This is a genomic window from Aeromonas sp. DSM 116730 (genome assembly GCF_046581335.1).
In the GTDB taxonomy this organism is placed as follows: Bacteria; Pseudomonadota; Gammaproteobacteria; order Enterobacterales; family Aeromonadaceae; genus Aeromonas; species Aeromonas rivipollensis.
This window is the reverse complement of the sequence record NZ_CP144265.1, coordinates 1,158,347-1,180,224: the sequence shown is the minus strand read 5'-3', so window position 1 is coordinate 1,180,224 and position 21,878 is coordinate 1,158,347. Positions and strand designations below refer to the sequence as shown.

Sequence of the window (21,878 nt, the reverse complement as noted above, 5' to 3'; positions counted from 1 at the left end):
CTTCTCTTTCTAGTTTTGCTCAGCCAAAGCGACGGCTTCACCGATGTCAACCGACACGATGCGAGAAACCCCGGGCTCTTGCATCGTGACGCCTATCAGCTGCTCGGCCATCTCCATGGAGACCTTATTATGACTGATGTAAACGAACTGTACTGTGCTCGACATCTCTTTGACAAGAGAACAGAAGCGACCCACGTTCACTTCATCGAGCGGTGCATCCACCTCATCCAGCAGACAGAAGGGTGCTGGATTGAGTCTGAAGATGGCAAAAACCAGCGCAAGGGCGGTTAGCGCCTTCTCCCCCCCGGAAAGCAGGGCAATGGTAGCATTCTTCTTGCCCGGAGGTCTTGCCATGATGCTCACTCCGGCTTCCAAAAGATCGTCCGAGGTCAGCTCAAGCCAGGCACTGCCCCCCCCGAACACTTTCGGGAACAGGGATTTTAAATCTTCGTTGACCTTATCGAAAGTGTCGCGGAAGCGTATTTGTGTTTCTTTATCAATTCTTTTAATGGCTTGGCTCAAGGTTTCCAGCGCCTGCTCCAGATCCTGGCACTGGTTTTCCAGGTAGCTTGCGCGGGTTTTCGCCTCTTCATACTCCTCCAGCGCCGCCAGGTTGATGGCGCCAAGTGCCTCCACCTGTGTCTCCAGGGTCTGGATCTCCTGGCGCAACTTGCCGCGATCGGCGGCGATCAGCACGGCCTGATCGAGATCCACCAGGCGCACTCCCAGCTCTTCGAACTGCTCGTGCAGCCCCTGTCGCCGAGTCAGGTTGCGCTCCCGCTCCAGTCTGAGCTGAGCCAGCTTCTCCTGCAGGGTCACCAGCTGCTTGTGGTCGGCGCTTCTGGCTTGCTCCAGCTCGGTCAGCTGACGCTCTAGCTCGGCGAGCCGCTGATGGCAGGCCAGCTGCTGCGCCTCCAGGTTGCGTTGCTCCGCCAGCAGGGGCGAGATGTCCTGCACCGCCTGGGCGTCCGGTCCCTTGAGCTCGGCCAGTTCCAGCCCGAGCCGGGCCAGCTCCTGCTCGCGCAGGGCGATGAACTGCGCCAGATTTTGCTGCGCCAGTTGCCAGCGCTGGCAGCTGGCCTGCTGCTGCTCCCGGCGCGCACGCGCCTCCTCCAGCGCCCGCTCGGCACCTGTGACCCCTTCCTGGGCCAGCAAGAGTGCCTCGGCAAGGGGCTCTCCTTGCTCCTGCAGCTCGGCAAGGTGCGCCTCTTCCAGCTCGAGCCGCTGCTGGGCCGCAGCCAGTCGCTCGGCCTCCTCGGCCTGCTCCTTGTCCAGCCGGATCAACTCTTCCCCAAGCTGGCCGAGGCGCAGCAGCCGCTCCTGACGCTGACCCTGCTGCAGGCTCCAGGCTTCCCGCAGTTGCTGCCATTGCTGCTCCTGCTCGCGCAGGGTGCGCTGGCTCGCCTCACAGGCGCTGTGCAAATGGGCACGATCGGCATCTGCTGCCTTCAACTGGGCATCCAGCCGAACCAGCGCCTGCTCCCCTGCGGTCAGTTCGGTGTGTAACCGCTCACGTTCACCGAGCAGCGCCAGGGTGCCGAGGGCGCCACCCTGGCCGAGATCGGCCCAGTTCGGGCCAAACCACTCCCCCGCCGGGGTCAGCACAGACTCACCGGCCAAGAGGGATGACTGGCGGGCCAAGGCAGCTTCCCTGTCATCGGCCAGCCAGATGACGTTGAGGAAGGCGGGGATGTGATCCCCCTCGAGCCGGGCCGCCAGGGTGCCGGGCACCGCAGGGTGTGCCGGGCCTATCCAGAGCCCGCCCTGCTCGAGGTTGCATTGGTCCCCCGGCTGGGCGGTGAGCCAGCGCCCGAGCACCTTGTCCAGCGCCTGGGCCCACTCGGGGGCGACCTGCAGCCGATCCGCCAGGGTGGCGCCCAGCATCTGCTCCCCCAGCATCTGATTAAGAGTGGTGAGGCGGGCGCCGAGCTCGCGCAGCAGGCCGCCCTGCCGATCCCGCTCTCCCTTGAGAGCCTCGTGGCTGGCCACGCTGGCCTGCCATTGCGCCTCCAGCTCCCCGTGGCGGGCCCGGGAGAGCGCCAGCTCGGCCGACAGGGCATCCAGCGCGGGTTGCAGACTCTCACCTTCCCCGCCGAGGGGGCCGGCCTGTTCATCCGCCAGCTTGAGTCGCGCCAGCCGGGTCTTGGCCTGCAGCTCCTGCAGGCCATTCACCTGGGTGCGGGTCTGGTTGAGCCTGCCCTGTGCCTGGCCGAGCTGCTGCTGCCACTGCTGCTGGCGTTGGCGGGCCAGCTCCAGCCGCTCGCCGGCCGCGAGGCGAACGGCCTGCTGATCGGCGAGTAACTGCTCACACTGCTCGAGGCGCGCCGACTCCACCTCTCCCTGGAGGACGCCCTCGGCCTGCTGCTCCTGCTGGCTGGCCAGCTGGGCCTTGATGCCGTCGATGCGCTCGCCGAGGGCCTGACGCCGCACCTGCCAGTCGCGACCGAGCTCGGTCTGGTGAAGCTGCTGTTGCTCGAGGCGGGCGATGGCCTGGCCGCCGAGGAAGATCTGCTGCTGGCGACTCGCCTGCTCGGCCTGGGCCTCCTGGCGGGCCACCGACAGGGTGACGTGGCGCCCCTCATCCTGGGTACGCTTGGCATCGAGCGCCGCCAGCGCCTGCTCGGCCTGGACCAGCTCGCTCTTGGCCTCGCCGAGGCGGGTCTCCAGCGCCCACAGCTCGGAGCCGATGAGTTCGGCCCTTGCGGCGCGCGAGCGGCCCTTGAGCTGCTTGTAGCGCTCGGCGGTTTCGGCCTGGGATTTGAGGTGCTCGAGGCGGGAGCCCAGCTCGCCACGAATGTCGCCGAGGCGCTCCAGGTTCTCCTGGGTGTGGCGGATGCGCTGCTCCGTCTCCCGGCGCCGCTCCTTGTAGCGGGAGACCCCCGCCGCCTCCTCCATGAAGAGCTTGAGGTCCGCCGGGCGCGACTCCACCAGCCGGCTGACGGTGCCCTGCTCTATGATGGCGTAGCTGCGCGGGCCCAGGCCGGTGCCGAGGAAGAGATCGGTCACGTCCTTGCGGCGGCACTTCTGGCCGTTGATCTGGTAGTGGTTGGAGCCGTCTCGCAACACCTCGCGGCGCACCGAGATCTCGGTATAACGGCCAAATTCACCGGGCATCCGGTTGTGGGGATTGTCGAACACCAGCTCCACCGAGGCACGGCCATGGGGACTGCGGTTGATGGAGCCGTTGAAGATGACGTCCGTCATGTTCTCGCCGCGCAGGTGGCGGGCCGAGCTCTCCCCCAGCACCCAGCGCACGGCGTCGATGACGTTGGATTTGCCACAGCCGTTGGGGCCCACCACGGCGGTCATGTCGGCCGACAGTTCGATGCGGGTCGGCTCGACGAACGACTTGAAGCCGGCGAGTTTGATCAGTTTCAGACGCATGGCGGCCTATGTGGGTAGCGAAATAAAGAGGAGGCGGGCAGGCGACTTTACCAAATTGGAGGCTTGTTTGTAATATGCTGGCACCCTACCCCTTCATTGATGGATCTCAGATGAGCCAATCTCCTCACATGGTCAAAGATTCGGTCAGCGGTGCAGACTACTTCCTGCGCGGCTTCTCCCTCATCCGCCAGCCGGGCATCCGCACCTTCGTGCTTATCCCCTTGCTGGTCAACTTCGTGCTGTTCGCCGGCGCCTTCTATGCCCTGTTGCTGCAACTCGACGGCCTGTTCGCCTGGCTGCACCAGCAGATCCCGGCCTGGCTCTCCTGGCTCGACTACCTGCTGTGGCCCATCGCCCTCATCACCATACTGGTGGTGTTCTCTTTCATCTTCAGCTCGGTGATCAACTGGATAGCGGCCCCCTTCAACGGCCTGCTGGCGGAGAAGGTGGAGCAGATCCTCACCGGCGAGGCGGTGAGCGACACCGGCATGCTGGATGTGGTCAAGGACGTGCCGCGCACCTTCAGCCGCGAATGGACCAAGCTGAAGTACTATCTGCCCAAGGCCATCGGCTGCCTGATCCTGTTCCTCATTCCGGTGGTGGGCCAGACCCTGGCTCCCGTGCTCTGGTTCCTGTTCAGCGCCTGGATGATGGCGATCCAGTATGTGGACTACCCGTTCGACAACCACAAGATCGACTTCATCACCATGCGCGATGCCTTGAAGCAGCGCCGCGGCAAGTGCCTGAGCTTCGGTGCCCTGGTCACCCTCTTCTCCGCCATTCCCGTGGTCAATCTGTTCGTGATGCCGGTGGCCATCTGTGGCGCCACCGCCATGTGGGTGGATCAGTATCGCAGCGAGCAGCTCCGCCGCTGAGCCACGCAGCCATAACCAAAAACGGGGGCACAGGCCCCCTTTTCATTACTTAATCTAATGCAAAGGTGAGAGTGCTTGTCGTGCCAGACCAGGCTTGTTAGGATGCGGGCCTTTCTCGCACCCTGGGATAACTCATGTTACATGCACTCTTCTTGCTCGGCCTGGTGGCCGAAGGGATGACTGGCGCGCTGGCGGCGGGCCGGCGGCGGATGGATCTGTTTGGTGTCGTCATCATCGCCTCGGCGACGGCCATAGGGGGAGGTACCATCCGGGATGTACTGCTGGGCCACTATCCCCTGCTCTGGGTGGAGCACCCCGAATACGTGGTGCTGGTAGCGGGGGCTGCCATGGTGGGGGTCATCTCTGCCCCGCTGATGCGCTATCTCGGCAAGCTGTTCCTGGCGCTCGATGCCCTGGGGTTGGTGGTCTTCTCCATCTTTGGCGCCGCCCGGGCGCTCGAGATGGGACACGGGGCCGGCATCGCCTGCATCATGGCGGTGGTGACAGGCGTCTTTGGCGGCGTGCTGCGGGATCTCCTGTGCCAGCGCATCCCGCTGGTGTTCAAGCGCGAGCTCTACGCCGCCGTCTCCCTGGTGACGGCCGCCCTCTACTGCTTCGCACTGGATCAGGGCCTGCCCAATGACTGGGCCGCCTTCGGGGCCATCGGCATCGGCTTCGTACTGCGGCTGCTGGCGGTGCGCTTCAAGTGGGGACTCCCCACCTTCAATTACCAGTACGCCACCCATTGAGCGCGCCAGTTTCTGGCCAGATTGGCTGGATTGCACGCAACAAAAAAGCGCCAGATGGCGCTTTTTTGTTGCTGATGACAGTGAAAAACTGACTCAGTTGATCCCTTCCGAACTGAAGAAGGTGGCCTTGTCGGCGATGAAACGGATCTTGATGTTCTTGCCGTCCCCGCCCCAGACACAACTGGTGGTGCCGAGCGCATCGTCGCAACGCTCCGCCTTGCCCAAGATGGCGCTCGCCTCGGCATAGCTGATCCCCATCTTCAGCTTGTCGTAGTTTTCCCGGTTCAGCTTGCTGCACCCGGTCAGCAGCAGGGCGATCAGCCCGCCAAGCAAAATATGCTTCATCTGTCTCTCCTCTGGATAGTGTCCAGAGCCTAGCAGCTCGGGGCCACCCTGTGCCAACCCGTTACCAGCTCCGTACCGGCCCGGTATCGAGGTGAACGAAGTTGTCGGAGGGGTAGTAACCCACGCCGCCGACCTTGAGGTTCAGGGCCGCCTTGCGCAGGTGCGCCAGCTGCACGCCGGGGATGCGCACATCCACCGCCTGCCCCAGGGTGTGGTAGCTGTGTTTGGCGACCCCACGGCTGCGCTGGCGCTTCTGGCGATTGGTGGCCGGGGAGCGATAGCCCGAGATGAGCTGAATTTCCCCCTTGCGGCCCAGCTTGTGCTGCAGCAGAAACAGTTGATCGAACAGCTTCCTGTCGATGTTGAACACTTCGTTGCGGCGATAGTCGCGGAAGATATGGTTGAGCTCCGCCAGGCCATCGTTCAGATAACGGCCATTCTCCCAATAGCTGGCGTTGACCCGCTCGCCGGTATTGAGGTTGAAGAAGCTGAGTTCACGCCCTGTCGTGCTGCGGCTAGCCGCGGCCGGGAACGACAGCAGGCTGGCCCCCATCAGGCAACCGGCCCCCAGCAGCAGACGGCGTCGGCTTATCTCTTGTTCCAGCATCCGTTGTCCGTCCATTCCAGAGTGAAGTAACAGTGGTGAATGAAAATGATACAGAGGCCGAAACTACCCGCCCGTAAAAGTCATGTCAAACCGCAAGCGCCCATGAAAAAGCCCGGCATGAGCCGGGCTCTTCACTCTGTGGCGGGGATCACAGCAAGCGGCTCTGGAAGCTCACTCGATCGAATCCGTAAATGTCATTGCGCAGTTGCTGGCGCCCCTCTTCGTCGATCCAGCTGCTCCAGTAGACGGTGAAGACAGGGATAGGGGTGGTCAACGGCAGCCACTTGGTCTGGGTCTCTTTCAATATGCTGGCGACCTTGTCCGGCTGATAGCGGGAGTCCGCGAGCAGCAGCTCGGCCAGATCGTCCGCGTGCTCGACCCGGATGCAGCCGGAGCTGAAGGCGCGCGCCCCCTGCTCGAACAGGGCCTTGCGCGGCGTCGAGTGCAGGTAGATGGCGTCGTTGTTCGGCAGATAGAACTTGTAGCGCCCCAGGGCATTGTGATCCCCCGGCTTTTGCCGCAACCGATAAGGGAAGCCGGACGCCAGCGCATGGTGCCAGCCATCCTCGCTGAACTGCACCGGGTTGCCCTCGCCGTCGATCACCTCGAACTGCTCGCGGTCCAGATAGGCGGGATCCCGACCCAGCTTGGGCAGAATGTCCTTGCTCAGGATGGAGCGCGGCACATGCCAGGCGGGGTTGAGCACTATGGAACGAATTTCGCTGGCGAGGATGGGGGTGGCCCGCTGCTCCTTGCCGACGATGACCCGACTGGTGAAGACCTCGCTGCCGGACTCCACCACGCTCAGGCGGTAATCCGGGATGTTGACCAGCACATAGCGACCGGCGAGGTGATCCACCAGATCCCGTCGCCACAGGTTGCGCAGCAGCAGGCTGGCACGCACTTGCGGCCCGGTATTGAGCCAGGAGCGGGTCTGGCGACCTATGATGCCGTCTGCGGTCAGGCCGTGGCGGCGCTGGAACTGCTTGATGGCCTGCTCGGTGTCCGCGTCGTAGAGGCTGTCCTGATGGGTGGGGGCACCATCCCCCAACTCGTTGAGGATGGAGCGGATCTGCCCCAGCTCGGTGGCGCTCTCCCCGGCTCGCAGGGTCGGCATGTCCAGGGTCGGCCAATGCTTGGCCATGGGCATGGCCAGCAGCTTGCGCACTTCGTCGCGCACGGCCTCGTATTCGGCGACCTGGGGCCTGAGCTGCTTGACCTGATCCAGCAGGTTGTCACCCAAGGGCTCGTGGGCCAGGGGCTTGGTCAGGTCCAGCTTGAGGGTCTGCATCTGCTCGCGGGCGACCAGGTCCATGGCGCGCCAGGCTTGCTGGAAACGCGCCAGCTTGCCGAAGGCTTCGTCATAGAGGGCACCACGCCTGTCGGCCGGGGTCTTCTGCAACTGCTGCCAGAGCCGGTAGAAATCCGGGTGCAGCTGGGCAAGCACCGCCTCCTGCAGCTGCAGTTCGAGCTCATGGCGCGCCTGCTCTGCGGTGCTGTTCTGATACCAGTCATGCTGGATGCTGGGACTGGCCACCACCATCTGTTCTGTGCTGGCGTGGACCATGCCCGCCGGCCAGCAGCCCAGCCAGATCAGGTTTGCCAATGCCAACCAATACTTCTTACCCATGCTTCTTACCACGCTTACCTCATATCGGTTCACTTCGGCCTGTCAGGCGCCACGGTCAGGTGCCCATGATGCGTGAATGCTGGCGACTTTGCTAGCGGGCGGGCAGGTAACGGCGCCAGATGAGCGCATGCTCCTCGCTCTTGCCAACGGCCTCGAGCGCCTGGTTGAAACGCCGCACAAACTCCCCCGACAAGGTCTTCTTGCTCAGCATGAAGAAGGTCGGCGTCTCATAGACCCCCATGATATGGGGGACGACCTCCTCTGCCAGCCCCTCTCTCTTCAGACCCCAGGGGGTGGCCAGAATATCCCCAAGAAATCCGTCTATCCGTCCCAGTTGCAGCTTGCGATAGTTTTGCACGTCATTGACCTCGCTCACCTGGGCGCGGTAGCGCTGCAGCAGACGGGCTATCTCGGGGCCATAGTTGTAGTCCCTGGTCACCCCCAGCCTGTTGCCCCTGGCCAGCCAGCTCGCCAGATCCTGCTCCCCCTTGTCACCGGACTTGCGCACCCAGAGTGCCGTGCGCCCCGGGTTGTAGGCGTTGGAGAACCAGGCATAGCGCGCCCTGTCTTCAACGAAATAGGCTTCCATGGCGATGTCCAGCCGGCCCTGCTCCAGATCGTGCAGCCCCCGCTTCCAGGGACGCTCCAGATAGACGAGACGACAGCCCAGCCTGGCCGAGACGGCGTTGAGATAGTCGACCGCGAAGCCGCGCAGCTCCCGGTGGCCGTTCTCCTGCTGGTAATAGTGATAAGGGGGCCAGTCGTCGAAACCGACGCGCAGGGGAGCAGTACAGAGCGGTTGGGCCAACAGCGAGTGGAGGGGCAAGCAGCAGAGCAGGCACAGAACGAGCAGTCTCATGAGTCATCCTTGACGGCGGGACGGCCCATCTTAATTCTGCCGAAGCGAAATGGCGACAGATCCTGCCACAGCAATGCGCAATATCAGCCATTTGCCTGATGAAGCCATGGGCAGGACAGGGCCCCAGGCCACGCTGCAAGCCCACCGCAAAGGCAGGATGCGCACGACCCCAAAGTCCCTTGGTCTGCAGGGGCATTGGGGGTTAATATGTGAGCAAATTTATTTTTGTGATCCACTATGCTTTTTTTGCAATTGGATTAGCATATGCGCGAATCCAGCCTACCTATCCGTCGGGCGTCGAGTGAGTAATATGACCTACAAAAAGTTCGGTTTTCTGGCTGCCATACTGGCATTGAGCGGTTTTTACCTTTACACCCTCTACCTGGCCGCTCACCCCAACGTGAGCCTGGCTTACAAGCTCTATTACCTGGAAGGCAAGACCCGCTTCTGGGAGCACAACTCCAGCATGACTTACCAGCCGGGCAACGAGCTCAACCTGACCAAACCGAGCCGCTTCCTCTCGAGCGAAGGCTGGGCCAAGAAGCCCAGTGCCGAAGGCACCCAGCTCAGTGGCAAGGGAGGCCTCTATTTCGTGCTGCCCAAGCAGCAGGCGCAACCTGAGCAGCTCACCATCCAGGCCAGGATCAACAGCCCGGAAGCAGGCACCCTGCTCAAGGTGGCCCTGGGTCATGATTTCACTACCACGGTCAAGCTGGCCAAGGCAGGCATCAACGAGATCCGGCTCAACCTGCCGGGCGACTCCCTGACGGCCGATCCCAAGCATCCCAACTTCCTGGCGCTCTCCGCTCCGACACCGCTCAACGTCCAGTCGGTACGTCTGACCGTCGCTCAGTGAAGCTGAAGATCCCAGCAGTCTTATAAAATAATTCTTTCAATAAGGAAGTTCCCATGTCCCGTGCCGATTTTCGACTCTCTCTGGTCGTGCCCGTTTACAACGAGGAAGAGAGCATAGACGCCTTCATCAGCGCGATAGATGCCGAACTGGCCCCCCTCAAAGACCGGCTTGAAATCGTGTTCGTCAACGACGGCAGCCGCGACCGTACCCGCGAAGTGGTCGAGCAGGCCATCGCCCGCGACCCGCGCGTGACCCTGGTCAACCTGGCCCGCAACTTCGGCAAGGAAGCGGCCATGACCGCAGGCCTGCATCAGGCCAAGGGCGATGCCATGGTCCCCATGGACGTGGATCTGCAAGATCCCCCCTCCCTCATCCTGGAGTTCGTCAAGCTGTGGCAGACAGGTGACTACGACACCGTCTACGGCATCCGGGTCGATCGCAGCGCCGACACCCCGATGAAGCGCCTCACCGCCGGCGGCTTCTACCGCTTCTTCAACGCCCTCTCCACCAGCACCAAGCTGCCGGAGAACGCCGGTGACTTCCGACTCATCGATCGCAAGGTGGTCGAGGCCCTCAAGCAACTGCCGGAGCGCAACCGCTTCATGAAGGGGCTCTTCGCCTGGGCCGGTTTCCGTGCTGTCGGTGTCCCCTACGAGCGTCCCGCCCGCCACGCTGGCGAGACCAAGTTCAACTACTGGAAGCTGTGGAACTTCGCCCTCGACGGCCTGATGAGCTTCTCCAGCTGGCCGCTGCGGGTCTGGAGCTACGTGGGGGTCGGTGTCTCCTTCATCGCCTTCCTCTATATCCTCAAGATCATCACCCAGGTGCTCTTCTTCGGCATCGACGTGCCGGGCTACGCCTCCCTGATGTCGGTGATGCTGTTCCTCGGCGGCATTCAGCTGCTGTCGCTGGGCATCATAGGCGAGTACATAGGTCGCATGTTCGTGGAAGTGAAGCAGCGCCCCGTCTACCTCATCGAGGGGATCTACGGCCAGTATGCCCAGCAGGACGCGGGCAAGCAGCCGGATGTGGCGGCAACCCAAAGTGAAGAGGCGCAGGATGCGGACAAGCAGGAGCCGGCGTCCCAATGATCTCCCGCGAGGAATTCTGGCGGCTGGTTCGCTTCGGTTTTGTCGGCGGGGGTGCCACCCTCGTCGATCTGGGCACCTCCATCGCCCTGTTCCACACCTGGCCCGCCATCTCGGAACATCTGGTCACGACCCTGGCCTTTGCCATCGCGTTCTGGTTCTCGTTTTTCGGCCATCGCTACATCACCTTCCAGAAGCAAGGTGCCGCCAGCAAGTTTCTGCTGGTCGCCCTCTTCTCCCTGGCGGTGCGTAACCTCATCCTGAGCGGCCTGCTGTTTGCGGGTCTCTCCGGACTGCTGCCGGTGGTGATTGCCACCCTGACCGTTACCGTACTCACCTACATACTCTCTCGCGTCTGGGTTTTTGCCTGATGAATGACATGACCAATACTCCTCCCCTCGCCGGGGATGCACTCCCCTATCGCCCGTCACTGCGCATCAGCAGCCGCGACTGGCTGATGATCATCGCCGCCTTCGTACTGAGCCGGGTGGCCCTGTACGGCATGGGCTATTTCGGTGTCCAGCTCTACGGCGCCCCCGACATTGGCCCTCTGCAAGCCTACTGCCAGTTCGACTGCGTCTGGTTCCAGCGCATCATAGAGAACGGCTACGACCTCTACCCGCGCTGGCTGAGCAAGGGCAACGCGGCGAACTGGGCCTTCATGCCGCTCTACCCCATGCTCGCCGGCGGGCTCTCCAGCCTGCTCAACATGGAGAGCCTGATCGGCCTGATGCTGGTGGCCAACATCGCCTTCTTCATCAGCCTGCCGCTGATGCTGCTGGTGCTGCGCCAGCTCAAGCTGGGGGATGAGACAGCCCGTTTCGGGGTCTGGCTGCTGGCCTTCTCCCCCTTCTCCGCCTACTTCGTCTCCGGCTACACGGAACCCATGTTCATGGCGCTGATGCTGGGCATGTTCCTGTTCGCCTACCGCGAGCAGTGGCTGATGGTCGCCTTCCTCGGCATCTTCATCTCCGGGACCCGCAACCTGGGGGTCATGATGGTGTTCCCCGTGCTGATCCTGGCGCTGCAGGCCTATGGCTGGCGCGAGTTCTTCCGCTTCACCGAGCGGGCCTTCAAGGTGGTGTTCACCCTCTGGCTCATCCCCCTCGGCCTCTTCTCCTACATGGTCTACCTCTATCACCTGACCGGGGATGCGCTCGCCTTCAAGCACATCCAGGTCGCCTGGGGCCGCTACATGGACAGCCCCCTGGACTGGTGGCTGAGCGGCTTCGAGCTGGGCGGTCGCAAGGCCTACCTCTCCATCATGGTGATCTTCGGCTGGTGCCTGAACGGCTACCTGTTCAGCCAGAAGCGCTGGGCCGAGGCGACCCTGATGTTCATCTGCTGCACCATACCGCTGATGACAGGGCTCAACGCCATGCCGCGCTACATGTTCGGCCTCTACCCGACCCTGCTGGCCATCATCTTGCTGGCCCATCGCTGGCCCGCCATCCGCCCTGCGGTGCTCTGCATCAGCGGCATGGTCGCCTCCTTCATCGCGGTGGCCTTCGTCAACTTCAAGTTCTTTACCGTCTGACGAACGAACAGCACCACCTGAACATGCCGGTCCATCGACCGGCATTTTTTATGGCCGCGACACCCGCTTCACACTTTTCCATTCTTGAAAACGTAACCATTTGAACTGACGTCACAAATCGGTGTTTTACCGGTCCAACCCCGGCCCTGCGCCCCCTAGAATGAGTGCCTCAACGGACCCCACTCAGCTCAAGGAATGGCCTATGCGTCCCTCGCCTCGTTTCGATCTCCGCCCCTCCTCCCTGTGGCTCGCCCTGCTGGCCACGCCACTGTTCGTCGGTCAGGCGCTGGCCGCCCCCGAGGTGCATCTCTATGTGGATGGCAAACCGGTGGCCGAGGCGCTGACGCTGGACAAGGGCACCATCACCCTGACCCACAAGCTGGACAAGGGCAGCCACCAGATCCGCATCGCCGATGCGGGCAACAGCTGCGGCACCAGCTTCGGTCCACCTGAGGCCAGGCCGCTCCCCTTCGGTACCGCCCAGCCCATGGACAAGTGCAGCAAGGGGGCCAGCTTCAACCTGAGGGTGATGCTGGCGGGGGACTACGAGTTCACCTTCAACCCGGATACCCCCAGCCTCAAGGTGCTGCGGGCGACCAAGAAGAGCGAGTTCAAACGCCAGCCCCCGACAGAGCCCTGTATCGCCTGGGATGGTGGCCCGGTGACGGTATCGCTGAAAGGAGTCTGGCCCGACGGCACCCGGCTTCGGGATGCCTACTCCAGGCAGGAGGCCGTGGTCACACAGGGCAAGCTGACCCTGACCCCGAGCAAGGAGAGTGGCGGCCTGCTGCTGCTCGAACCGGTCAAGGCGGCCAAGGCGGCTCCCTTCAGCTGGGATCAGGCGAGCGTCTATTTCCTGCTGACCGACCGCTTCCACAACGGCGATCCCGCCAACGATCACAGCTTCGGCCGCCAGAAGGATGGTCAGGACGAGGTCGCCACCTGGCACGGTGGCGACTTCAAGGGGCTGACCGAGAAGCTCGACTACATCAAGAGCCTCGGCATGAACGCCATCTGGATCACCCCCATGGTGGAGCAGGTGCACGGCTTCATCGGCGGTGGCGAGCAGGGCAACTTCCCCTTCTACGCCTACCACGGCTACTGGGCGCTGGACTTCACCAAAATTGATCCCAACTACGGCGACGAGGAGAGCCTGAGAACTCTGATGGACGAGGCCCACAAGCGCGGCATGCGGATCATCCTGGACGTGGTGATGAACCATGCAGGCTATGCCACCCTCGCCGACTTGCAGGATCTGGGGCTCACCGACCTCACCCAGAACAGCGGCAAGTTGCCGACCACCTGGAACCAGTGGCGCCCGAGCGGTGGCCTCAACTGGCATGGCTACAACCAGTTTATCGACTACCAATCGAGCGAGTGGAGCAAATGGTGGGGCCCTGACTGGGTGCGTGCCGGCCTGCCCGGCTACCCGCAACCCGGTACCGACGACGTCACCGGCTCGGTGGCGGGGCTGCCGGACTTCCTGACCGAGTCCACCAAGCCGGTGGGCCTGCCCCCTCTGCTCGCCGCCAAGCAGGATACCCGGGCCAAGGCGCTGCCCAACGCCACGGTGAGCGATTACCTCATCGCCTGGCACACCGACTGGGTGCGCCGCTTCGGCATCGACGGCTTCCGTGCCGACACCGTCAAGCACCTGGAGCCCGCGGTGTGGGCCCGCCTCAAGCAGGCGGGCACGGCCGCGCTCAAGGAGTGGAAGGCCGCCAACCCGGGCAAGGCCCTCGACGATCTGCCCTTCTACATGGTGGGCGAGGTGTGGGATCACGGGGTCGCCAAGGATTTCTGGTACCAGAACGGCTTCGATTCCCTGATCAACTTCGACTATCAGCGGGAGTTCGCCCTGCCCCAGGCCCAGTGCATGGCCGGCGCCGAGCCGACCTATGCCAGCTACGCCAGCCGCATCAACCAGGATCCCGAGTTCAATGTGCTGAGCTACATCAGCTCCCACGACACCAAGCTGTTCTTTGGCGACTATCAGGACGTGCCGCTGCAACGCAGAGTCGCCAACAGCTTCATGCTGCTGCCGGGGGGCATACAGCTCTACTACGGGGACGAGTCTGGCCGGGGGCTGGCCAAGGATGGCGGCGTGTTCGATCAGAGCGTGCGATCCGACATGAACTGGCAGGAGCTGGGGAGCGGCGAGAAGGCCGAGCTGGTCAAGCACTGGCAAAGGCTAGGCCAGTTCCGCGCCGCCCATCCGGCGGTGGCGGCAGGCAGCCACCAGAAACTCTCGGATGCCCCCTACAGCTTCGTGCGAGAGAAGGGGGAGGACAAGGTGGTGGTGGTGTTCGCCGGCCGGCAGCCATAACAGGTCCCGCACCAGACAAACGAGAGGGGAGCCAGTGGCTCCCCTCTCTCATTGCGCAGGCCCCTTCACCTCATGCCGGCTGCCGGGCCATGGCCGGCCACTGCAGCCGCGCCTTGACCAGGGTCTCCTGCCACAGGGGCCAGGCCAGCAAGGCTTGCTGATAGGCCCCCGCCTGACCGGGCAAGTCTATGCCGTAGCTCGCCAGCCGATAGGCCATCACGGCATAGAAGGCATCAAGGATCCCCGCCTCCTCAAAGTAGAAAGGCCCCCGAGCCTGGGACCAGAGCGTCTGCAACCGGGCCAGCTCCCCCAGGGTCTCTACCGGGGGCTCGCTCTGGGTCGGCGCACCGAGGAAGAAGGGCAAGCGACTGCGGATCTGGCCAAAGCCCGAGTGCAGCTCGGCGCAGAGGCTGCGGGCCAATGCCCGCTCGGCCCTATCCACCGGATAGAGGTGGCGCGCCGGGCACAGCTCGTGAAGATACTCGGCGATGGCGAGGGAGTCGTGGATCCGCAGCTCGCCGTCATCCAGCCAGGGCACCAGCCCGGCCGGCGCCGTGCGCTTGAGCCGCGCCAACGCCTTGGCATCCTCCAGATCGAACACCTGCTCCTGCCACTCCAGCCCGCTCATGGCGAGCACCAGCGACGCCCGCATCGCCCAGGTGGAACCTGTGCCTACCGTCAATACCAAGGATCCCATTTATTGCCTCCTGCGTTGGGGTTGTTCGTGACCCGGCATCGGCCCCGCGGGCACGACATCTCATGGTCGCCTCACATTTGCACACCTGCGAGTTTGACCCCCTTGGGGAGCAGTGCTAGTTTGATTTTTCAAAACAATCAGTTAGCAAAAATGTGAGCAATGGACAGCCAATTTACCATCGTCATCGCAGATGACCACCCCCTGTTTCGGGGCGCCCTCTATCAAGCGGTGCACATGGCCATCGACGAGGCCAGGCTGCTGGAGGCCGACTCCATCGACAGCCTGACCCACCTGCTCGCGGAGCACCCCGAAGTCGATCTGCTGCTGCTCGATCTCAAGATGCCGGGGGCCAACGGCTTCGAGGGGCTGGCCTATCTGCGCGGCCAGTACCCGGACCTGCCCATCGTAGTTGTCTCCGCCTCGGAAGATGCCGCCATCATCCAGCAGGTACTGCGCCTCGGGGCCCTGGGCTTCATTCCCAAGTCGGTTCCCATGAAGGAGCTGGTCAGCGCCCTCAATACGGTGATCGGGGGGGATAACTGGGTGCCGGAAGGGATCTCCCTTCACCCCGAGTCCGAGGATGGCCCCGGCTTTGCCAGCAAGCTGGCCAGCCTCACCCCCCAGCAATACAAGGTGCTGATCATGTTGCGGGACGGCAGTCTCAACAAGCAGATCGCCTGGGAGCTCAACGTCTCCGAGGCCACCATCAAGGCACATATCACCGCCATCTTCCGCAAACTCGGCGTCAAGAATCGCACCCAGGCGGTCATCGCCCTGCAGCAGATGGACATCAAGGACAACTGAGCCGTAGCCACAAACCCATCGCACGTTCGGCGCCGAGGGCAACTGAGTCAACCCCTTGTCTCCACCACAGCGACGGTTTGTTGCTCGACAATTAGCACGATCGTACTTTATGCTGCAGGACCCAGAGAGGAGAGTGCGATGAGCAAGGGCCGCCTGACCCGCGACAACATTTTGCAGACAGCGTTCGAGCAGGCGAGCCAGCAGGGGCTGGAGAGCCTGACCATAGGCTCGCTGGCCAGTGCGTGCGAGATGTCCAAGAGCGGCCTGTTCGCCCATTTCCAGTCTCGCGACAACCTGCAGATCGCCGTGCTTACCCATTCCGCCGAGGTATTCCGGGAGCGGGTGATCCAGCCGGTGCGCCAGCAGCAGCACGGCACCCAGCAGGAGAAACTGCTGGCCCTGCTGCGGGCCTGGCTGGCCTGGAACCAGAGCTTTGCCGGACGCTGCATGTTCCTCGACGCCTGGACCTCGGCCCAGGAAGGGGAGGTGCAGCAGGCGGCCCGCCAGCTGGTGCGCTTCTGGCTCGACTACCTGGCTCGCCAGGTGGTGCAGGGCCAGGAGAAGGGAGAGTGGCGCGGGGACCTGGATCCCTGGCGCGCCGTCTACCGGCTCTATGGCCTCTATCTGGGAGATCAGGTGTTCAACGCGCTGGACTTGTGTCAGGATCCGGGCCGCCACTTCTGGCCCGAAGTGGAAGATCTGCTGACCAGCTGGCGCTGAGGTTTTGGCTCTTCTTTTTAAAAACAGATAAAAAAGCACGACCGTTCGCACATAAAAACCACAGGATGACCATGAGCAGCAAGATCTATTTCAACACCCGCCGCGTCAGCCCGAGCAAGTTGCTGCTGGGGCTTGGCACCCGGTTGCACCACGCGCTGGCCCCGGCCCACGCCAAACGCACCGCCAGCAAGTTGCTGCTCACCCCGCAGCGCCCCACCCGTGAGGTCGCCGCCCCCGCCGGGCTGGTGCAGCAGGCCATCCACACCGGTGAGGGCACCCTGATGAGCTATCGCCTCGGCCAGGGACCGGTCTGGCTACTGATGCACGGCTGGTCCGGCAGTGCCAGCCAGTTCTATCCGCTGATGAGCCATATCGCCGCCCAGGGCTTCACGGCGCTGGCCTATGATCACCCCGCCCACGGCCAGAGCGAGGGCAGCACGGGTCACCTGCCCCGCTTCGTGCGTGCCTTCGACGAGATCCTCGCCCGCGTCGGCCCGGTTCAGGGGGTCATCACCCACAGCATGGGGGGCGCCGTCACCCTCAGCAGCCGCCACCCCGCCCTAGACGCGCTGCCGCTGCTGCTCATCTCCCCCGTGCTCGACTACGTGCCCCAGCTCTATGGCATGGTGGCCCGCTCCGGCTACTCCATCCGGCTGTTCGATGCAGTGGTCAAGGAGATCGAGCACGAATACCAGCATCCCTTGAGCACTGTGGATCCCCTCGGCCGGCTCGCCAATCGCGCCGGCCATGCCCTCATCGTCCACGACGAGGAGGACAGGTTTGCCCCCCATAAAGACTCGTTGCGGGCGGCAGAGGACGGCCGTACCCGGCTGGTGAGTACCCGGGGGCTCGGCCATGGCCGCATCCTGGCAAGCCCCCCCGTTTTCGCCGCCTTCGATCAGCTGACCCAGTCCCGGGGCACGGCCTGATCCCGCCGCACCGGTCGCCTCAAAAAATGATGAGGCGGCCCATTTTTATCCGGGATACAACGTCTTATAGTTAAATTGCGCGGTGGCAACCCGCCCTTGCAATCACAATAAGGCGCACCATCATGGCCAGACCCAATACAGCTCTTCTGCTCACCGGTGGTGGTGCTCGCGCCGCCTATCAGGTCGGCGTACTCAAGGCAGTGGCCGAGCTCTATCCCCGCAACCTCGGCATCCCCTTCCCCATTTTGTGCGGCACCTCGGCGGGGGCCCTCAACATCACGGCACTGGCGTGCTACGCCTCCTGTTTTCACCTGGGGGTGCGCAAGCTGGAGTGGGTCTGGCGCCGTTTCGAGACCCATCACATCTTCGACTTCCGCCCCTGCCAGCTGCTGTGGCGCACCCTGTATCAGGGCTCGGCCGGTCTCATCAGCCCCCAGAGCAACCGCGCCTTCCACCTGTTCGACAACGCCCCCCTGCGCCGCCTGCTGGATCAGCTCATCGACTATCACCGCATCGATGACAACATCCTCTACGGCAGTCTGGAGGCCATCGCCATCACCGCCTCCGACTATGACGACGGCCTCTCCACCACCTTCTTCCAGGGGCGGGCCGAGCATCTGCCCTGGGAGCGGGCCAGGCGGCGCGGCCTGCGCACCCTGCTTACCTCGGATCACCTGATGGCCTCGGCGGCCCTGCCCTTCGTCTTTCCGGCCACCCGCATCGGCGAACGCTTCTACGGTGACGGCTCCATCCACCAGCTGAGCCCCTTGAGCCCCGCCATTCACCTGGGGGCGGAGCGGATCCTGCTGGTGACCCTCGACTCCCCCCATCAGGGGAGCGCGGCCCCCCGTCAGGATCACCTGACCAGCTCCAACATCGCCAGCCACCTGCTCAACACCGTCTTCTCCGACACCCTCAATTCGGATCTGGAGCGGCTGGGGCGCATCAACCAGACCCTGTCGCTGATCCCGGCGCGGGAACGTAACCGCCTGAAGCTGCGTCAGGTGGAGACCTGCGTCATCAGGCCGAGCCAGGATCTGGATCTTATCGCCCTCGACTACCTGCCCAAGCTGCCGACCCAGTTGCGCCGCCTGCTCCGGGTGCTGGGGGTGAACGGCCAGGAGAGCAGCAGCCTGGCCAGCTTCCTGATGTTTCACCCGGGTTACTGTCAGCAGCTGATAAGGCTGGGGTATCAGGACGCGCTGGATCAGCGCCAGCGCATCGAGTCCTTCCTCGACATCGAAGAGCGGATCCGCGAGGAGGCCTGAACAGGCTTGCTTCCACCAGGGGAGCCGCCACCCGGCCAAGGCCCCTGAGCGTGTTGAGAGCACAGCCTAGTGCCCCTCCAGCAGGCGCTGCTCCGCCTGCTCCATCGCCACGGCCGTCCCAAAGAGTACCAGCCGATCCCCCGCCACCAGCCTCAGGTCGGCCTTAGGCTCCAGGCTGCGCTCCCCGCGATGCACCGCCTTGATGCGCACCTCCCCAAGGGGCAGTTCCCGCACCCGGCGCCCCACAGCCCAGGCCTGATCGTGCAGCAGCACGGGGTGCAGCCGCTCCAGCAACTGATCCGTCTCCAGGTTGCCCGCACTCTGATCCCCCCAGTAGAAGCCGTGGAGGAAGCGGTACTGACTGCTGCGCTCGTGCTCCATACGCCGGATCACCCGACCTATGGGGATGTCGCAGTTGACCAGCAGGTGGGAAACCAGCATCAGGGCCCCCTCCTGGGATTCGGGGATCACCTCGAATGCCCCGGCCTGCTTGTAGTGCTCGAGGAAGCTGTCGTCCCGGGTTCGCACCAGCACCTTGAGATCCCCCGCCAGTGCCCGGATCTGCATCAGCATGGCATCGACCCGCTTGCGATCGTCGAAGGTGATGATCACCAGGCGGGCCCGCATCAGACCGGCCGCCAGCAGGATGTCGCGCCGGCTGGCATCGCCGAACGCCACCTGCTCCCCCGCCAGCTTGGCCTCGCTCACCCGCTCGGGATCGAGATCCAGCGCGAGAAAGGGGATCTCCTCAAGCTTGAGAAAGCGGGCGCAGGTCTGCCCGGTGCGCCCGAAGCCGGCGATGATGACATGCTGGTGCTTGCTGAGCCCCGACTGGGCGACCCCGGCGCGGGACAGCAGGGTCGCATCGGTAAGGGAGTGGGCCAGCCCCAGGGCCCGCTGCACCAGCCAGGGGGTGAGAGAAATGGTGATGACGCCGACGCCGATGAGCAGGGAGACCATCTCGTGGCCGAGCAGGCCATGGTGGCTCGCCAGCGCCAGCAGCACGAAGCCGAACTCGCCGACCTGGCTCAGCATGATGCCGGCGGCCATGGCATCACGCTTGCGCTCCCCCATCAGCCGGCCCGCCAGCAACACCAGCAGCGACTTGCACAGGATGAGCCCGAGCACGCAGAGCAGCACCTGCCACCAGGCGTTCGCCACCAGCGCCCACTCCATGGTCATGCCTATGGTGATGAAGAAGAGCCCCAGCAGCACGTCCCGAAACGGCTTGATGTCCACCTCCAGCTGATGGCGGTAGTGGGACTCCCCCAGCATCATGCCGGCCAGGAAGGCCCCGAGTGCCATGGAGAGCCCCATCCACTGGGTCAGCGACGCCGCCAGCAGGGCCACCAGCAGGGTGCTGAGCACGAACAGCTCGTCGGATCGCGCCCGCGCCACCTCGTGAAACACCATGGGCAGCAGCCACTTTCCCACCGCGAGCAGGACGATCAGGGCGAACAGCCCCTTGAGGGAGGCCCAGGCCACCTCCGCCAGCAGGGCGCTGCCCTGCACCTCGGGACTGGCCAGTATGGGGATCATCACCAGCAGCGGCACCACCGCCAGATCCTGAAACAGCAAGACGCTCACCCCGAGCTGGGCACGCCGGGTATGGAGTTGCTGCAACTCCCCGAGCTGCTTGATCACCACGGCGGTGGAGGAGAGGGCCAGGGTGCCGGATACCACCAGCGCCTGGGGGAGACTCAGCCCCCACCACCAGCCGAGCCAGAAGAACAGCAATGAGGTGAGCAGCACCTGCAGGCCGCCGACCCCCAGCACCAGCTTGCGCATGGCGAGCAGGCGCGGCAGCGAAAATTCGAGACCGAGGGAGAACATCAGGAAGACGATGCCAAGCTCCCCTATGGTCTGCATCATGGCCTGCCCGGTGACGATGGCCGCCCCATGGGGGCCGAGCAGCATGCCGACGAACAGATAGGCGAGGATCACCGGCTGGCCCAGGCGTCGGAAGATGGCCACCAGCAGAACGGCGGAGAGCAGCAGGATCAACACATCGGCGTACACACATCCCTCCCTCTTATCTGTCCCCATGGCCCTAAGACGCTGCGCCTCAGGCTCCTGGCACTCTCCGACCCTCGTCGCTGCGGGGCAGGATACCGCCCTTGCCGCGGGCGTGCGGCCAGCGGCGCACGGGGTTGTTTGCCCTCCCATTTCATGTTGCTAAGCCTAGCCAGCCCCTTTGTTTTCCATCGAACATATTTTGGGCACGGGGATTGCAAGAACCAGCCCAATGAGTGGAGAGGTGTAAGGCTGCAACGTGGAAAACACATCGTCTTTGAACGGCTTCGGACATGGCATAGAGCAGTGGGTACAGCAGATGGAGCGGCTCACGCCGCTGACCGGGCAGGATACTTATCAGCAGCTTCAGGAGCTGCTGAGGCAACGGGATCTTGACGCCTTGCTGGCAATCTTTGCCGAGCGGGTGGCAAAGATTGTCCGGATCCACACGCTCCACCTCGACTGCGGTCAGCCCCATAGCCTCATCGCCCACGCCCCCCAGGCCAGGCAGGTGCTGCATAGCTATCGCTTCGAGCTGCGCGGCCAGCACGAGCAGTTGCTCGGACAGCTGCAATACGAGCTGGAGCAGCCCCTGAGCGACGGCCAGCGGCGGCAGCTGGGGCAATATCACCAGCTGTTCTGCCTGCCCCTGCCGCTCTATCTGCGGCTGAGCCGGCTGGAGCAGCAGGTGCGGCTCGATCACCTGACCGGGCTTGGCAACCGCTCCTACTTCGACGAGGCCATTGGCCGGGCGGTGGAGCAACACTGCCGGGAGCCCCACGGTCTGGTGCTGGTGCTGCTGGATCTCGACCGCTTCAAACAGGTCAATGATACCTGGGGCCATCCGGTGGGGGATCTGGTGCTGAGCCGCTTCGCCCAGCTGCTGCAGGGCTGCATTCGCGGCACGGATCAGGCATTTCGCCTCGGCGGCGACGAGTTCGCCCTGCTGCTGCAACCCGCCGATCCCGAGGCCTGGCGCCCGGTCTGGCTGCGGCTGCAACATGTGCTGCACAGCCACAAGGAGCTTAGCGCCTTCTCGGTGGGCTGCAGCCTGGGGGCCGCCAGCTGGCACTCGGGCATGGACGTGCAGCGCCTCTATGCCACGGCGGATGCCCACCTCTACGCCCGCAAGAAGGCCAGCGTGACAGGGCCGTCCGAATAGGGCGGCCTGGCAGTCCCTCGGCGGCGGCC

19 protein-coding genes are annotated in these 21,878 nt (G+C 63.9%); 12 read left to right on the top strand and 7 right to left on the bottom strand.

Translation table 11 applies throughout. From position 1 onward, the window contains the following. Window positions 1-9: 9 nt before the first annotated feature. Window positions 10-3,384, bottom strand: a complete 3,375-nt coding sequence (locus tag Aeroheme_RS05590) for an AAA family ATPase (RefSeq protein ID WP_411166840.1) — start codon at window positions 3,382-3,384, stop codon at window positions 10-12. A gap of 110 nt (window positions 3,385-3,494) precedes the next feature. Here Aeroheme_RS05590 and cysZ point away from each other — a divergent pair, with 110 nt between their 5' ends. Next, window positions 3,495-4,259 (top strand): sulfate transporter CysZ, encoded by a 765-nt coding sequence (gene cysZ, locus Aeroheme_RS05585; RefSeq protein ID WP_234676441.1) that lies wholly within the window; start codon window positions 3,495-3,497, stop codon window positions 4,257-4,259. 134 nt (window positions 4,260-4,393) lie between these two features. After that, on the top strand, window positions 4,394-5,008 hold the full coding sequence (locus Aeroheme_RS05580) for a trimeric intracellular cation channel family protein (RefSeq protein ID WP_025327872.1): 615 nt from the start codon (window positions 4,394-4,396) through the stop codon (window positions 5,006-5,008). 93 nt (window positions 5,009-5,101) lie between these two features. Here Aeroheme_RS05580 and Aeroheme_RS05575 read toward each other — a convergent pair whose 3' ends face one another. From Aeroheme_RS05575 to Aeroheme_RS05560, 4 genes are all read right to left on the bottom strand, one after another. Then, a complete protein-coding gene (locus tag Aeroheme_RS05575) occupies window positions 5,102-5,353 on the bottom strand; it encodes a DUF3862 domain-containing protein (protein WP_205641252.1) in 252 nt (83 codons plus the stop codon). 61 nt (window positions 5,354-5,414) lie between these two features. Beyond that, entirely contained in the window at window positions 5,415-5,960 is a 546-nt protein-coding gene (locus Aeroheme_RS05570) for a YcbK family protein (protein ID WP_139746296.1), read from the bottom strand. A 148-nt stretch (window positions 5,961-6,108) separates the two neighbouring features. After that, a complete protein-coding gene (locus tag Aeroheme_RS05565; protein WP_106886099.1) occupies window positions 6,109-7,590 on the bottom strand; it encodes a murein L,D-transpeptidase in 1,482 nt (493 codons plus the stop codon). Window positions 7,591-7,681: 91 nt separating this feature from the next. Next, a complete protein-coding gene (locus Aeroheme_RS05560; RefSeq protein WP_408752559.1) occupies window positions 7,682-8,449 on the bottom strand; it encodes a substrate-binding periplasmic protein in 768 nt (255 codons plus the stop codon). A gap of 310 nt (window positions 8,450-8,759) precedes the next feature. Between Aeroheme_RS05560 and Aeroheme_RS05555 the strand changes: the two genes are divergently transcribed. The 5 genes from Aeroheme_RS05555 to Aeroheme_RS05535 all read left to right on the top strand — a co-directional run bounded on the left by Aeroheme_RS05555 (window position 8,760) and on the right by Aeroheme_RS05535 (window position 14,256). Then, a complete protein-coding gene (locus Aeroheme_RS05555; protein ID WP_025327877.1) occupies window positions 8,760-9,305 on the top strand; it encodes a hypothetical protein in 546 nt (181 codons plus the stop codon). Between the two features lie 53 nt (window positions 9,306-9,358). After that, a complete protein-coding gene (locus Aeroheme_RS05550) occupies window positions 9,359-10,396 on the top strand; it encodes a glycosyltransferase family 2 protein (protein ID WP_411166839.1) in 1,038 nt (345 codons plus the stop codon). Then, window positions 10,393-10,764: a GtrA family protein gene (locus Aeroheme_RS05545; RefSeq protein WP_005324511.1), complete on the top strand. Its 372-nt coding sequence runs from the start codon at window positions 10,393-10,395 to the stop codon at window positions 10,762-10,764. The genes Aeroheme_RS05550 and Aeroheme_RS05545 overlap by 4 nt, the downstream gene beginning before the upstream one ends. Then, the gene (locus Aeroheme_RS05540) at window positions 10,764-11,930 is read left to right on the top strand and encodes a membrane protein (RefSeq protein WP_025327879.1); all 1,167 of its coding nucleotides are present in this window, start codon (window positions 10,764-10,766) and stop codon (window positions 11,928-11,930) included. Before Aeroheme_RS05545 ends, Aeroheme_RS05540 begins: the two co-directional genes overlap by 1 nt. Window positions 11,931-12,132: 202 nt before the next feature. Then, on the top strand, window positions 12,133-14,256 hold the full coding sequence (locus Aeroheme_RS05535; RefSeq protein ID WP_411166838.1) for an alpha-amylase: 2,124 nt from the start codon (window positions 12,133-12,135) through the stop codon (window positions 14,254-14,256). Window positions 14,257-14,326: 70 nt separating this feature from the next. Here Aeroheme_RS05535 and Aeroheme_RS05530 read toward each other — a convergent pair whose 3' ends face one another. Further along, the gene (locus Aeroheme_RS05530) at window positions 14,327-14,953 is read right to left on the bottom strand and encodes a glutathione S-transferase (RefSeq protein ID WP_411166837.1); all 627 of its coding nucleotides are present in this window, start codon (window positions 14,951-14,953) and stop codon (window positions 14,327-14,329) included. Window positions 14,954-15,112: 159 nt separating this feature from the next. Between Aeroheme_RS05530 and Aeroheme_RS05525 the strand changes: the two genes are divergently transcribed. The 4 genes from Aeroheme_RS05525 (at window position 15,113) to Aeroheme_RS05510 (ending at window position 18,674) form a co-directional block, all read left to right on the top strand. Continuing rightward, window positions 15,113-15,757, top strand: a complete 645-nt coding sequence (locus tag Aeroheme_RS05525) for a response regulator (RefSeq protein ID WP_411166836.1) — start codon at window positions 15,113-15,115, stop codon at window positions 15,755-15,757. Between the two features lie 138 nt (window positions 15,758-15,895). After that, complete coding sequence (locus Aeroheme_RS05520) at window positions 15,896-16,477, top strand: TetR/AcrR family transcriptional regulator (RefSeq protein WP_106886092.1); 582 nt, start codon at window positions 15,896-15,898, stop codon at window positions 16,475-16,477. 71 nt (window positions 16,478-16,548) lie between these two features. Then, window positions 16,549-17,406, top strand: coding sequence for an alpha/beta hydrolase (locus tag Aeroheme_RS05515; protein WP_234570259.1), 858 nt, complete (start codon window positions 16,549-16,551; stop codon window positions 17,404-17,406). Between the two features lie 122 nt (window positions 17,407-17,528). Next, on the top strand, window positions 17,529-18,674 hold the full coding sequence (locus tag Aeroheme_RS05510) for a patatin-like phospholipase family protein (RefSeq protein ID WP_111909940.1): 1,146 nt from the start codon (window positions 17,529-17,531) through the stop codon (window positions 18,672-18,674). Window positions 18,675-18,740: 66 nt separating this feature from the next. Here Aeroheme_RS05510 and Aeroheme_RS05505 read toward each other — a convergent pair whose 3' ends face one another. Continuing rightward, window positions 18,741-20,693 (bottom strand): monovalent cation:proton antiporter family protein, encoded by a 1,953-nt coding sequence (locus Aeroheme_RS05505; protein ID WP_290071677.1) that lies wholly within the window; start codon window positions 20,691-20,693, stop codon window positions 18,741-18,743. A 313-nt stretch (window positions 20,694-21,006) separates the two neighbouring features. Here Aeroheme_RS05505 and Aeroheme_RS05500 point away from each other — a divergent pair, with 313 nt between their 5' ends. Beyond that, window positions 21,007-21,849 (top strand): GGDEF domain-containing protein, encoded by an 843-nt coding sequence (locus Aeroheme_RS05500; RefSeq protein ID WP_411167221.1) that lies wholly within the window; start codon window positions 21,007-21,009, stop codon window positions 21,847-21,849. The last annotated feature ends 29 nt before the right edge of the window (window positions 21,850-21,878 follow it).

Excerpts from the sequence above, each read along its gene's own strand:
- Aeroheme_RS05590 (WP_411166840.1), bottom strand. The coding sequence starts at position 3,384 with ATGCGTCTGAAACTGATCAAACTCGCCGGCTTCAAGTCGTTCGTCGAG.
- cysZ (WP_234676441.1), top strand. The coding sequence starts at position 3,495 with ATGAGCCAATCTCCTCACATGGTCAAAGATTCGGTCAGCGGTGCAGAC.
- Aeroheme_RS05580 (WP_025327872.1), top strand. The coding sequence starts at position 4,394 with ATGTTACATGCACTCTTCTTGCTCGGCCTGGTGGCCGAAGGGATGACT.
- Aeroheme_RS05575 (WP_205641252.1), bottom strand. The coding sequence starts at position 5,353 with ATGAAGCATATTTTGCTTGGCGGGCTGATCGCCCTGCTGCTGACCGGG.
- Aeroheme_RS05570 (WP_139746296.1), bottom strand. The coding sequence starts at position 5,960 with ATGCTGGAACAAGAGATAAGCCGACGCCGTCTGCTGCTGGGGGCCGGT.
- Aeroheme_RS05565 (WP_106886099.1), bottom strand. The coding sequence starts at position 7,590 with ATGGGTAAGAAGTATTGGTTGGCATTGGCAAACCTGATCTGGCTGGGC.
- Aeroheme_RS05560 (WP_408752559.1), bottom strand. The coding sequence starts at position 8,449 with ATGAGACTGCTCGTTCTGTGCCTGCTCTGCTGCTTGCCCCTCCACTCG.
- Aeroheme_RS05555 (WP_025327877.1), top strand. The coding sequence starts at position 8,760 with ATGACCTACAAAAAGTTCGGTTTTCTGGCTGCCATACTGGCATTGAGC.
- Aeroheme_RS05550 (WP_411166839.1), top strand. The coding sequence starts at position 9,359 with ATGTCCCGTGCCGATTTTCGACTCTCTCTGGTCGTGCCCGTTTACAAC.
- Aeroheme_RS05545 (WP_005324511.1), top strand. The coding sequence starts at position 10,393 with ATGATCTCCCGCGAGGAATTCTGGCGGCTGGTTCGCTTCGGTTTTGTC.
- Aeroheme_RS05540 (WP_025327879.1), top strand. The coding sequence starts at position 10,764 with ATGAATGACATGACCAATACTCCTCCCCTCGCCGGGGATGCACTCCCC.
- Aeroheme_RS05535 (WP_411166838.1), top strand. The coding sequence starts at position 12,133 with ATGCGTCCCTCGCCTCGTTTCGATCTCCGCCCCTCCTCCCTGTGGCTC.
- Aeroheme_RS05530 (WP_411166837.1), bottom strand. The coding sequence starts at position 14,953 with ATGGGATCCTTGGTATTGACGGTAGGCACAGGTTCCACCTGGGCGATG.
- Aeroheme_RS05525 (WP_411166836.1), top strand. The coding sequence starts at position 15,113 with ATGGACAGCCAATTTACCATCGTCATCGCAGATGACCACCCCCTGTTT.
- Aeroheme_RS05520 (WP_106886092.1), top strand. The coding sequence starts at position 15,896 with ATGAGCAAGGGCCGCCTGACCCGCGACAACATTTTGCAGACAGCGTTC.
- Aeroheme_RS05515 (WP_234570259.1), top strand. The coding sequence starts at position 16,549 with ATGAGCAGCAAGATCTATTTCAACACCCGCCGCGTCAGCCCGAGCAAG.
- Aeroheme_RS05510 (WP_111909940.1), top strand. The coding sequence starts at position 17,529 with ATGGCCAGACCCAATACAGCTCTTCTGCTCACCGGTGGTGGTGCTCGC.
- Aeroheme_RS05500 (WP_411167221.1), top strand. The coding sequence starts at position 21,007 with ATGGAGCGGCTCACGCCGCTGACCGGGCAGGATACTTATCAGCAGCTT.